Genomic DNA, 12,479 nt, shown 5'->3' with positions numbered 1-12,479 from the left:
CGCGGAGACGGCGGCCGCGGCAGGAGCGCCGCGGCCGCCGGTGGATCACCAGATCCGGACGCGCTCCGCGCGGTCCAGCCAGAGGCCGTCGCCCTCCGCCGTCCCGAACGCCTCGTGGAACTCGTCGAGGTTCCGGACGATGTTGGCCCGGAACTCCGGCGGCGAGTGCGGGTCGATGGTGAGGTACTGCTGCTCCTGCTCCCTGCGGCGCTTGGTGCGCCAGCAGTAGGCCCAGTTCATGAAGAGCCGCTGGGAGCCGGTCATGCCGTCGCTCGTGGGCATCGGGGCACCGTTGAGCGCGATCTTGTACGCCGTGTGACCGATGGTCAGGCCGCCCAGGTCGCCGATGTTCTCGCCCACCGTCAGCGAGCCGTTGACGAACTCACCGGGCAGGTTGCGGGGTGAGAACGCGTCGTACTGCTTGACCAGCGCCTTCGACTTCGCCTCGAACGCGGTCTTGTCGGCCGCGGTCCACCAGTCGTTGAGGTTTCCCGCGCCGTCGTACTGCGCGCCCTGGTCGTCGAAGCCGTGGCCGATCTCGTGGCCGATGACCGAGCCGATGCCGCCGTAGTTCTCGGCGGGATCGGCGTCGGGCGAGAAGAACGGCTTCTGCAGGATGCCCGCGGGGAAGCAGATCTCGTTGGTGCCCGGGTTGTAGTAGGCGTTGACCGTCTGCGGCAGCATGAACCACTCGTCGCGGTCGACCGGGGAGCCGATCTTGGCGAGCTGACGGTCGGACTCGAAGGCGTCCGCCGCCTGCGCGTTGCCGAGCAGGTCGTCCGCGGACACCTGAAGGGCCGAGTAGTCGCGGAACGTGTCCGGGTATCCGATCTTGGGACGGAACGTGGCGAGCTTCTCGTACGCGCGCTCCTTCGTCTCGTCCGTCATCCAGTCGAGCCGGGCGATCGACTGACGGTAGGCCTCGAGGAGGTTGGCGACGAGATCGTCCATCATCGCCTTGGAGCTCGGCGGGAAGTGCCGCGCCACGTACTCCTTGCCGACCGCCTCACCGATGCAGCCCTCGACGAAGGCGACCGCCCGCTTCCAGCGGGCGCGCAGCTCCGGGGTGCCGTTGAGGGTGCGGCCGTAGAACTCGAAGTTGTTCCGGACGAACGCGTCCGTGAGGTACGGCGCGCAGGAGCGAAGCACCCGGACCAGCGTCCAGTCCCGCCACTGCTCGATCGGCACCTCGTCGAGGACCGCGGACAGGTGGCGGAGGTAGGACGGCTGACGGACGCACGTCTCGGCGATCGTGGCGTCCGAGCCACCGAGCCCCTCGACGTAGCCGCGCCAGTCGAAGTGCGGTGCCAGGGTGATCAGTTCGTGCAGGGTGAGGAGGTTGTACGTCTTCTGCACGTCACGCGTTTCGGCCCGCTCCCAGTGACCGGCGGCGAGCCGGGTCTCCAGGGCGAGGACCGCCTGCGCGGCCTCGGCGGGCGCGGCGTGCCGCCCCAGGGTGAGCAGCTCGGTGAGGTAGGCGACGTACTTCTCGCGGATCTCGGCGAACTTCTCTTCGCGGTAGTACGACTCGTCGGGCAGGCCGAGGCCGCCCTGGAGGACGTTGAAGAGGTAGCGGTCGGAGTCGCGGTCGTCCGAGTCGATGTAGGAGCCGAAGAGACCGGAGCCGCCGATCCGCTCGAAACGGCCGAGGAAGGCCGCGAGCTCCCGGGTGTCCCGCAGCCCGTTGACCTCGTCGATCAGGGGCTGTGCCGGGGCGAGCCCGCGGGCGGCGATCGTCTCCTCGTCCATGAAGGAGGCGTACAGCGTGGCGATCTTGCTCGCGTCATCCGGGACGGCGCCTGCCGTCACGGCCGACGCGAGCTCCTGGATGATCACCTTCACTTGTTCCTCGGCCGTGTCGACCAACTGCACAAAGGGGCCCCAGCTGGAGCGATCTTCGGGGATCGGCTCGTTCTCCAGCCAGTGACCGTTGACGTGGCCGAACAGGTCGTCCTGCGGCCGGATCTCGGGGTTCATGCCCGCGTGGGCGTCATCCAGCATGCTCATCCACGCACCCTACGCGGACACGGGGCCCGAGCACGATCGCCCGAGCACCGCCGACCTGGCCTCACCCCGCGACGCACTCACACGGATGCCGCGCCGTCACGGCCTCCCCCTCCGCGTTCCGGCTCCAATTGCCGGGCCAGAGCGCTCAGTTGGTATGGACATGACTGCCGAGTCGCTCTTATGCTCCGCCTGAACTCATCGTGAGAGCGCTCTCATCACCCTGTTCCTCCCCACCTCGACGGAACGACAGAAAGGGCACTGCCATGAGACGCAGAACCGGAGCCCGTATCGCCTTCTCCTCCCTGCTCCTGGTCGGCACCTGGGCAAGCGCCTCGCTCACCTCCACCGCCGGCGCCGCCCCCGCCCCCGCCGCTCCCCCGGCCTCCGCGGGCATGCTCACCGCCCTCCAGGACGACCTCGGACTCACCGCGGGCCAGGCGCGCGAACGTCTCGCCGCCGAGAAGACCGCCACCCGCGTCGACCGCGCGGCGCAGCGCGCTGCCGGATCCACGTACGCGGGTTCCTGGTACGACGCGGGCACCGCGAAGCTCACCGTCGCCACCACCAGCGCGGGCAAGGCCGACGCGCTGCGCGAGACCGGCGCCGCCGTCCGCGTGGTCCGCCACAGCGCGAAGGAACTGGACGCCGCCAAGGAGCGGATCGACGCACTGGACGCACCCAAGGGCGTCAGCAGCTGGCACGTGGCGCCGCGCAGCAACAAGGTCGTGGTGAACGTCGTCGCTGCTCAGAAGAACGACAACGATGTCCAACGGTTCGTCGACCGTGCCCGGAAGGCGGGTCCCGTCCAGGTCGAGACGGTCGGCACCGCGCCGAGCACCTTCGCCGCGGGCACCGTGGGCGGCGACCCCTACTACACCGGTAACGTCCGCTGCTCCATCGGCTTCTCCGTGCACGGAGGGTTCGTCACCGCGGGCCACTGCGGGCAGGCGGGGGCCGGCGTGCGCGGCTGGGACGGCTCGAACATCGGCAGCTTCCAGGGCTCCTCGTTCCCCGGCAACGACTACGCGTACGTCAGCGTGGGCAACGGCTGGTGGACCGTCCCGGTGGTGCTCGGCTGGGGCACCGTCTCCGACCAGCTCGTCCGGGGCTCGGCGGAGGCACCCGTAGGAGCGTCGATCTGCCGCTCCGGCTCCACCACGCACTGGCACTGCGGCACCGTCCTCGCCAAGAACGAGACCGTCAACTACAGCCAGGGCGCCGTCCACCAGATGACCAAGACGAGTGTCTGCGCCGAACCGGGCGACTCCGGTGGCTCGTTCATCAGCGGTGACCAGGCCCAGGGCGTCACCTCGGGCGGCTGGGGCAACTGCGGCGGCGGCGGTGAGACCTGGCACCAGCCCATCAACGAGATCCTCGGGCGCTACGGCCTGACCCTGCACACCGCCTGACGGCGGCGGATCGCGCCGGGCCCGCGGGAGGGTCCGGCGCGTACGCCGCCGTGGTGAGTCCTGGCGGCTGGATGGCCCTAACCGGGTTCACCGCGCTCACCCCGGAGGAAGGACTGCGGCTGCCACTGCCAGGAACGAACTGGTCCCGGAACCGTGCGTTCGGGGACGAACGGAGAACCGCGATGACAGCAAGGGCCTCTCGTCTGGACCGGGCCGGATCAGGGAGCGGGGCCCGCCGCGCCCGCATCGGCACGAGGCTCCTGGCCATGACGGCCGTGGGTGCGCTCACCATGGGAGCCGCACAGGAGAGCGCACCGGCGGACGCCGGGGCCCCGGGGCAGGGCCGGTCGCCCTTCACCGGGATGCGGGCACAGCAGGGCCCGGTGCTCGCGGTGAAGTTCGACAACGCGCGCATGGCCAGGCCGCACACCGGCCTCGCGCAGGCGGACATCGTCTACGTGGAGAAGGTCGAGGGCGGCATGAGCCGGCTGATGGGGGTGTACTCCAGCCGCCTCCCCCAGGCCGTCGGTCCGGTGCGCAGTGCCCGGGAGTCCGACGTCGAACTGCTGCGGCAGTTCGGCCGCCCGGCCCTCGCCTACTCGGGGGTGCGCAGCTCGCTCAACAAGATGCTCCGGCAGTCGCCGCTGTACGCCCGCCCGCACGGCCGCCTCCCCGGCGCCTACTTCCGCGACGGCGACCGGCCGGCCCCGCACAACCTCTTCGTCCGCCCCGGGGCCGTGCTGCGCTCGGCCCCCGAGGCCGACCAGGCCGCCGACATCGGCTTCCGCTTCGGACCCGCCCCGGACGGTGGCTCCCGCACCGCGGCACGGACCGTCCGCTACGCCTCGGCCAGCCACACCTTCAGCTGGTCGCCCGGCGAGCGCCGCTGGCTCGCGTCCTTCGACGGGGTCCCGGCCCGCAGCAGCTCGGGGGCGCGGCTCGGCGCGCGGACGATCGTCATCCAGCGCGTGAGCATGCCCCCGTCGCGCTACAAGGACGTCAACGGCGCGGCGACGCCGTACATCAAGACGGTCGGCAGCGGCAGGGCGACCGTGCTGCGCGACGGCAAGGCGTACCAGACCCATTGGAAGCGGACGAGCCCCGAGGGCGGCACGACGTTCACGCTTTCGAACGGCCAACGGATGCCCTTCGCCCGCGGGCAGGTCTGGATGGTCTACGCGGACCGCTGATCCTGCCGTCCGGCCACCCCGGACAGGCGTCAGCCCGGTGACCGTGATCGGTCACCGGGCTGACGGCGGTACTCCTGGCGGAGCGTCAGGTGCTCAGCCGCGTACGGACTCCAGCTCCCGGTCCTCGTCGTCCTGGCGCGCCGTGGGGAAGTCGCCGAGCTGCTTGTGCAGCTTCTCGCCCTCCACGTCGACGTTCGGCAGCGCGCGGTCGAGCCACTTCGGCAGCCACCACGCCTTGTCGCCCAGAAGGGCGAGCACGGCCGGGACGATCGCCATGCGGACGACGAAGGCGTCGAAGAGGACGGCGACGGCCAGGCCGAAGCCCATCATCTTGATCATGTCGTCGTTCTCCATGATGAAGCCGGAGAAGACGCTGATCATGATGACCGCCGCGGCGGCGACGACCCGTCCGCCGTGCGTGAAGCCGGTGACGACGGCCTCGCCGGAGCGCGCCCCGTGGACGTACGCCTCACGCATGCGCGTCACGAGGAACACCTCGTAGTCCATGGCGAGACCGAAGACCACACCGATCATGAAGATCGGCATCATGCTCATGATCGGGCCAGGCTGGTCCACACCGACGATGTCCGCGAGCCAGCCCCACTGGAAGACCGCGACGACGGCGCCGAGCGCGGCGGCCACCGACAGGAGGAAGCCGAGCGCTGCCTTGAGCGGCACCAGGACCGAGCGGAAGACCAGCATCAGGAGCAGGAAGGCCAGGCCGACGACCAGCCCCAGGTAGGGAAGGAGCGCGTCGTCCAGGGTCTGCGAGAAGTCGATGGTCATGGCGGTCGCGCCGGTGACCAGGACCTCGGAGCCGGTCTTGTCCCCGAGACCGTCGACCGTCGAGCGGATCTCCTTGACGACGCCCTCGGTCTTGTGGTCGCTGGGTCCGGTCTCCGGCACGACGTTGAAGATCGCGGTGTCGTCGGACTTGTTGCCGTTCGCCGGAGTGACCGCGGCGACGCCGTCGATCTTGGCGATCTCCTTGCCGACGGTGCCGGCCGCTGCGGCGGCACCCTTGTCCTTGTCCGTGTCGACCGTGACCATCAGCGGGCCGTTGAAGCCGGCGCCGAAGGACTCGGACAGCATGTCGTACGCCTTGCGCTGCGTGGTGTCCGGCGCCGACGTGCCCTCGTCGGGCAGGCCGAGCTCCAGGCTGGTGGCCGGTACGGCGACCACGCCGAGGCCCACGACGGCGAGCAGCAGCACCGGGACCGGGCGGCGCAGCACGAAGCGTGCCCAGCGCGTGCCCAGCTTCGGCTTGGCGTTCGGGTCCCGCAGTTCGCTCGCGGGCTTCTTGCGGTCCTTGCGGCGCAGCACCTTCTTGCCCGCGAAGCCGAGCAGCGCGGGGATCATGGTGAGGGCGATGAGGACGGCTATCGCGACCGTGCCGGCCGCCGCCAGACCCATCTTGGTGAGGATCGGGATGTTGACGATCGCGAGGCCGGAGAGCGCGACGATGACGGTGAGTCCTGCGAACACCACGGCGGATCCCGCGGTGCCGGTGGCCCGGCCCGCGGCCTCCTCCGGCTCCCGGCCGTCGGCGATCTCCGCCCGGTAGCGGGAGACGATGAACAGGGCGTAGTCGATGCCGACGGCGAGGCCGATCATCATCGCGAGCGTCGAGGTCGTGGCGGACAGGTCGAGGAGACTGCCGAGCGCCGCGATGCCCGAGACGCCGATGCCCACGCCGATGATGGCGGTCAGGAGCGGCATGCCCGCGGCGACCATCGAGCCGAAGGTGATGATCAGGACGACGGCGGAGACCGCGATGCCGATGAGTTCGGCGGTGCCGCCCATCTCCTGCTCGGCCATGACGGCGTCGCCGCCGGTCTCGACGGTGTAACCCGTCTTGCGGGTGTCGTCGGTGGCCTTGGTGAGCGCGTCACGCGCCTTGTCGGTGAGCTCCTGGGCGTTGACCTTGTACGTGACGGACGCGTACGCGGTGGTGCCGTCCTTGCTGACGGCGTTGGCCTTGAAGGGGTCGGCGACCTCGCTGACCTGCGGGCCCGCGCCCAGGGTCTTGACCAGCTTCTCGACGTCGCCCTTGGGCCCTGACTCGGTCAGCTTCTCGCCCTCGGGGGCGCGGATGACGACACGGGCGGTGGCGCCCTCGGCGCTGGCCGCCGGGAACTTCTCGTCGAGGAGGTCGAAGGCCTTCTGGGACTCCGTCCCCGGCATGGAGAAGGAGTCTTCGGGCGGTGCGGGTGCGGTGGCCGAGGCGAAGCCGACGCCGGCAAGCAGCACCACCCACATCAGTGCCACATAGCGGCGTCGCCGGAAGGCGAGGCGGCCCAGTTTGTAGAGGAACGTAGCCACGGCGAAGGGGCTCCCGTCGGTGTCGGCAGGCGGAGTGACATCCCCCCGCGGCACGATCGGCGCACGTCAGGGCGGTCAGCAGGTTCCCTTCAATAGTCCAGGCCCCCTGCGGTCCGGAAGTCAGACTCAGAGTCGGATTGTCAGCCCACGGGCGCTGTAGTGCCGTGCACGCCCGGTCATCCTCGGGGAGGAGATGTGATCAGGATGTGTAGGACCCACATCAAGGAGCAGGTCACCGGAGGATTCGCCTCCGTACCGTGGGACACCTGTTCACCGGAGAACAACTCGCCCTCATAACACCTCAATAGGAGCGATAAGGTGTCGAGTCAGCCCTCAGATACTTGTCATCACCATCCAGGAGAACCTTCGTGACTCTTGCCATCGCGCCGTCTGAAGCAGCCACGCCGTCGGAAGTGTCCGAGCCGGTGGCCCGGGACGCCCGCGAGTTCGGTGCCTACGCGCGGACCGGCGGCTGGGCCTTCGCCCTGAAGGTGGCGCGCAGTGTGCGCCCCGGCGGACAGGGAACCGACGAGACGCCGAAGGTCTCGGCGAAGGAGTTCAGCGAACTCGCCGGCTGCTCCGCCGAACGCGTCATGCGCTACTACAAGGCATGGGACAAGGCCGCTGACGACGGCCTTGTACCCCTGTTCGAGGCGCTCACGCCCGGCGAGGACATCGAACTTCCCGACTCCGACGTCTGGTTGACGTACTACGCCTCCCGTTCCAGCGCACTCTCCCCGCGCGGCACCGCGATCACGGAGGCCGCCGAGGCCGAGGGCATCCGGCCCACCAAGGCCCTGGAGGTCGCCGAGAACCCCACCGCGCTGCGGGCCGCGATCCTCGCCGACCCCGGGACCGCCGAGGCGGCGCGGCGCGCGCTGATGGACCGGCTCGACGACGACCCGGCGCTGCGCACCGAGCTCGTCCGCGACATCGTGCGGGCGGACGACCTCAAGAAGGCCGTCGCCGCCGAGGCCAAGGCCGGCGACCGCGTCGACTACGTACGCCAGATCGTCGACAAGGGGCAGGTCAAGACGCCGGCGGGCCAGCTGATCGACGCGCCCGCCGAGCTGAAGGAGGAGGCCGAGCGGCATCTGTCCCTCATCGACGAGCTGGACGAGGGCGAGGACTCCGGCGAGTGGGCACGTGAGGCGTACGACACCGTGAAGGACCTGGTCGCCCAGACCGTCCAGAGCGACCCTCAGCTGCGGGTGCAGGAACGCCGCGCGAAGTTCTACAGCAGCCTGCAGAAGGCGACCAAGGTCTTCGAGGAGCTGACCTTCGACGACGCCGAGGTCGAGGACATCTACGAGGACGACATGCTGCTGCGCCTGGAGGAGCTGCAAAAGTCGATCGCCGCGTGCATCACGGCGCTGCAGACGGCGACGGCGGGCTCGGCCGCCGCCGGTTCCGCCGCGGCCGGCGCCGATGCCGCTGCCACGGCCTCCGCCGCCTCTGAAGCCGTTGCCGTCTTCGACGACATGCCCGTCTTCGACGACACGGCGGGCACAACGCAGGACGCCGGCTGAGGATCGAGGACCCCGCCCTCCCCGTACATCCCGATGATGACCATGGCCTCTCCCGTAGCCCTGGAGTCGTAGGGAATGACCCATACACGGAGGGATTCGCCGCACCCCGCCGCGCTCGTAGCTTCTTGATCAACGTACGGAGACCGACGTACGGAGTTGATCGAGAGGTCATGGATCTATGCACGGCAAGGCATTCGCGCCCGAGTACCAGGGCGAGTTGGGCGCGGCACTCGGGGTGAACTCCTCCTACGAGGAGGTGCTGACGGCGGCGGACCGCGCCCTCTCCCAGGCGGACACCGCACTGGAGAGGGCGCGCGCCGCACTCGCGCTGGCCGAGGCCAACCGACGGCTCGGCCAGGTGGACGACGCGGGCTCCGCCTGGCGGCAGAGCTACCGCAGCGCACGCGTCGCGGGGGACGCGGGCGCCATGGCCTGGGCGTTGTGGAGCGGCGGCACGCTCGCCCGCCAATGCGGCCAACTACGGCTCGCGCGGCGGCTTCTGGCCTGGGGAGTCGCGCTGGCCGACGACAGCGGGGAGCGGCTCGCGCACGGCTACGCGCTCGCCGGGCTCGCCGAGACGGGACGCATCCAGGGGGACTACGCGGCGGTGGCCGCCCTGCACGAGCAGCTCCTGGAGCAGGGCCGCAAGCACGGGGAGGCGCGGCACATGGTGTGGGCGATGTCCGGCATCGCCCAGATGCGGCGCAACACCGGCGACTACACCGAGGCGCTCGAGCTGTTCGAGGAGTGCGTCAGGATCTCGGCCGACGCCCAGGACGCGCGGGGGCGCGCCTGGTCGCTGCGCGGGGTCGCCGACGTCCTCTCGCTGCGGGGCGACACGGAGAAGGCACTCGCCCTGCTCTCGGAGGCGGAGGTCATCTGCCGGGCGATGGATCTGGCGAGCGCGCTCGCGTACAACCACAAGATGCGCGGCAACGTCCTTTACCGGGACGGGAGGTATGCCGAGGCACGTGAGATGTACGCCATCGCCCTCGAGGAGTTCGACGCCATGCGGGAGCCGCGCGGCGCGGCCCTGTCCCGGCTCGGTCTGGTCAAGTCGCGGGCCAGGCTCGGCCACGACCACAGCGAGACGCTGGCCGAACTAGCCCTCCTGGAGGCCGACTTCGCGCGCATCGGACTGCGGCAGGCACGGGAGGCGGCGGTCGAGTTCCGCGACGAGTTGGCCATACAGCCGGAGACGAGTATGACCTGACGTCAGCGCATCGGGGGTGTCACTCCGCCCGGGTGATCCGGATGCCGACCGTTCCGCTCGTGCCGCGCCGGATGCGGCTGCCGAGCAGCGTGAGGCGGCCGATCAGGCCGTACTTGCGCTTGATGAGGGTGCGGTAGCGCGCGGTCTCCTGCGGGTCGCAGATCTCGGCGGTGGCGGGGACCTGCTTGCCGGTGGGGTTGCCCCGCAGGTCGCAGGGGCCGATCAGGACGTCGGCGCGGTTGCGGATCCGCTTGACCTTCCAGGAGTCCGCGGCCGTCCAGACACCGAGTGCGGCACCGTCCTGTACCACCCAGACGGGGCTCGGCACCGGGGTGCCGTTCTTGCGGTAGCTGGTGACCAGGAGGTACTTCCCTGCGCCGAGCCCCGCCTGCGCTGCCTCGTCCACTTGACCGCTCCTGAGCTTCTGTTGACCCACGTACGAACCGCCGACGGTGCGGATGCTACTCGCGATCACGTTCGCCTGGTGGTGTCGGGCGCAGCCCGCGGGCCCCGGAGCCATCCGGGGCCCGCGGGCGCGTGGTGCTCAGGCGCCCCAGGTGCCCTGGTTGACGGCGCAGTTCCAGCCGTTGCCGTGGACCTTGAACTTCACCTTGTACGAGCGGGTGTTGAGCAGGCGCGTCTTGACCCTGACCCCGAGGCTGGCCTTGCCCGCCAGGCTCTTGTCGTAGACGGAGACGGTCTTCGAGGTCTTGTGCGTGACCTTGCCGCCCTTCGCCTTCGCCGTACCGAAGCGGACGTTCTTGACGTTGCTGACGGTGAAGGTGACCTTCTTGAAGCTCTTGGTGCTCTTGTTCTTGAGGCCGAAGTACAGGCCGTCGCCCTTCACCCATCCACCCGCGCCGATGTAGAACCGGGACGTGTAGACGATGTCGATCGGGCAGTCGGCGCTCTGCGCCGAGGCGGTCGACGCCTTCGGTGCCTTCGGTGCGTCCGCCGCTGACGCCGATCCGGCCAGGCCGAGCTGAGCGGCCGTGAGGGCCCCTGCCGTGGCCAGGACTGCGGCGGTCGTACGTGCGTGGTTCATCAAGGCTGGTGCCTTTCCCCCTGCGGGCCTTTCGGGCCCAACTGTCAGAATGATGCGATCGATGCGCACAAGGTGGTCCGCGTCCCTGTGCCGCCCGTATTTTTAGCAGGCGGACGGACATGAGTGGACATCAGGTTGTCCGCGCGTACAGCACCGTGACAAAAGCCGGACAATCGCCCGGCGGGCCGCCGAGAGCCCCTCACATCGGTGGCGGTGCGGGCGCGGGGCCCAGTGTCGTCGTGCCCGGGGTGGCTCGTCGGGCGAGCCCGGTGCGGTAGGCGTCCATGGCGGCTTCCGTGCGTCCCGTGCGCCGGAGCAGATCGCCGAGCAGACAGCACAGGCCGGCCATGTCCCCGGCCGCGCCCGCGCGTTCGAGCAGTGGCAGGGCGGCGCGGTAGTGCTCCTCGGCGCCCTCCGTGTCGCCGCACTCCTCCGCGATGAGGCCGAGCAGCCGGTGTGCGGCGCCCCTGTGCACCGCGCCGCGTCCGGCCCTAAGCGCCGGGATCTCCGTGGCCCGCGGACCGGCGGCGAGGAGCGGCCGCAGCAGCGCCTCGGCCTCCTCGGTCCTGCCGCGCCTGCGCAGCACGTCCGCGAGTTCCACCTCGACCTGGTGGGCGTAGAGCGCTGCGCGCTTGGCGGTGAGCATGTCGTGGGCGGTGCGCAGTTCGTGTTCGGCGCGTTCCAGGTCGCCGTCCTGGGCGTGCACATAGCCGCGCATCCAGTGGCAGTGGGCGAGTTCGGTGCGCATGTGAAGCTGCTGATAGAGGTCCTGGGCCTTGGCCAGCGACGCGTCGGCCTCGGCGATATGGCCTCGGGCGATGAGCGTACGGGCCACCCCGCGGTGCATGCCCGCGAGCAGCGCGGGGTCCTCCACGCGCGGTGCGAGCGCCAGGGCCAGTTCGGCGGCGTGCGCGGCGCGCTCGTGCGCGCCCATGTCCATGTACGGGGCGATGGACGCCGAGTAGAGGAGGACCAGCGCCTCCGGGTCGTGCAGTCCCGAGGCGTTGAGCTGGTCGAGTGCGGTCTCCAAGAGGTGGCAGGCGTAACGGAGTTCGCCCGTGAGGCGGTGGGCGTTGGCGCGGCCGCGGATGGCGGGGATGCGGCACGGCAGCGGCTGGTCGGCGAGCAGCCGCTCCACGGAGACGAAGCACTCGTGCGCGTCGTCGAGGTCTCCGGATTCGAGGAGGCAGTCGCCAAGGCCGAGGAGTGCGGCTGCCCGCTCCGCCGGCAGGGCGTGCTCGACGGCTTCGGCGCACAGGGCACGGAAGAGGGGGGCGGCGTCCTCGGGGGACCCGGTGGCCAGAGCGTGCCGCGCGTCGGTGAGGCGCAGGCGCAGCTCGACGGCGAGGCGGGCCGGTCGCCCCGTCGCGAGCTCCTCGACAGTGACGCCGAGCCTCTGCGCCAAGTGCCGAAGGGCCGCATCGGAGGGCCGCACCTTTCCCGACTCCAGCGTGGAGACGTAGGCGGGCGTGTACGCGGGCTCGGCCAACTGGCGTTGCGTGAGGCCGAGTTCCGTACGCATCCGCAGGACGCGACGCCCGATCTCCGCGGGCTCGTCCGGTCGTACGCCTCCTGATCCGCTCCCTGCCATCTTTCCCCCTCCGAGTCCGGCTCCGCGTCAGAACGAGATGCATCAAGGCCTGTGACGGTCGGACTTGGTGGTGCGTGGCATCAACTGGCTTTTCACGCAGGCCCCTTGTGCCTCAGGCATTGCCTGACTTCCCCTCAGCCCCTACATTGAACCGCGCCTTAAGCTCCCTTAAC

9 protein-coding genes are annotated in these 12,479 nt (G+C 70.3%); 4 read left to right on the top strand and 5 right to left on the bottom strand.

Features of this window, described 5'->3' with window-relative positions; genetic code table 11:
- Positions 1–45: 45 nt before the first annotated feature.
- A complete protein-coding gene (locus tag ACWGIH_RS19445; protein ID WP_453450046.1) occupies positions 46–2,007 on the bottom strand; it encodes a M13 family metallopeptidase in 1,962 nt (653 codons plus the stop codon).
- Positions 2,008–2,270: 263 nt separating this feature from the next.
- Between ACWGIH_RS19445 and ACWGIH_RS19440 the strand changes: the two genes are divergently transcribed.
- Both ACWGIH_RS19440 and ACWGIH_RS19435 read left to right on the top strand, forming a co-directional pair.
- Positions 2,271–3,416: a S1 family peptidase gene (locus ACWGIH_RS19440; RefSeq protein WP_453450047.1), complete on the top strand. Its 1,146-nt coding sequence runs from the start codon at positions 2,271–2,273 to the stop codon at positions 3,414–3,416.
- A 182-nt stretch (positions 3,417–3,598) separates the two neighbouring features.
- A complete protein-coding gene (locus ACWGIH_RS19435) occupies positions 3,599–4,606 on the top strand; it encodes a DUF3048 domain-containing protein (RefSeq protein ID WP_453450048.1) in 1,008 nt (335 codons plus the stop codon).
- 93 nt (positions 4,607–4,699) lie between these two features.
- Here ACWGIH_RS19435 and ACWGIH_RS19430 read toward each other — a convergent pair whose 3' ends face one another.
- Entirely contained in the window at positions 4,700–6,928 is a 2,229-nt protein-coding gene (locus ACWGIH_RS19430) for an MMPL family transporter (protein ID WP_453447832.1), read from the bottom strand.
- Positions 6,929–7,296: 368 nt separating this feature from the next.
- On the opposite strand from ACWGIH_RS19430, the gene ACWGIH_RS19425 reads away from it, so the two are divergent.
- Positions 7,297–8,457 carry a hypothetical protein gene (locus ACWGIH_RS19425; protein WP_453447834.1) on the top strand — a complete coding sequence of 387 codons (1,161 nt, stop codon included), beginning with the start codon at positions 7,297–7,299 and terminating at the stop codon, positions 8,455–8,457.
- A 178-nt stretch (positions 8,458–8,635) separates the two neighbouring features.
- Positions 8,636–9,670 carry a tetratricopeptide repeat protein gene (locus ACWGIH_RS19420; RefSeq protein WP_453447836.1) on the top strand — a complete coding sequence of 345 codons (1,035 nt, stop codon included), beginning with the start codon at positions 8,636–8,638 and terminating at the stop codon, positions 9,668–9,670.
- Positions 9,671–9,689: 19 nt separating this feature from the next.
- Here ACWGIH_RS19420 and ACWGIH_RS19415 read toward each other — a convergent pair whose 3' ends face one another.
- From ACWGIH_RS19415 to ACWGIH_RS19405, 3 genes are all read right to left on the bottom strand, one after another.
- Positions 9,690–10,076 (bottom strand): PPOX class F420-dependent oxidoreductase, encoded by a 387-nt coding sequence (locus tag ACWGIH_RS19415; RefSeq protein WP_453447838.1) that lies wholly within the window; start codon positions 10,074–10,076, stop codon positions 9,690–9,692.
- Positions 10,077–10,214: 138 nt separating this feature from the next.
- Positions 10,215–10,715 (bottom strand): hypothetical protein, encoded by a 501-nt coding sequence (locus ACWGIH_RS19410; RefSeq protein ID WP_453447840.1) that lies wholly within the window; start codon positions 10,713–10,715, stop codon positions 10,215–10,217.
- Between the two features lie 199 nt (positions 10,716–10,914).
- A complete protein-coding gene (locus ACWGIH_RS19405; RefSeq protein ID WP_453447842.1) occupies positions 10,915–12,306 on the bottom strand; it encodes a helix-turn-helix domain-containing protein in 1,392 nt (463 codons plus the stop codon).
- Positions 12,307–12,479: the final 173 nt, after the last annotated feature.

The sequence above is a fragment of the Streptomyces sp. NPDC054872 genome, from assembly GCF_053610705.1.
This window is presented reverse-complemented; position numbering and strand designations above follow the sequence as displayed.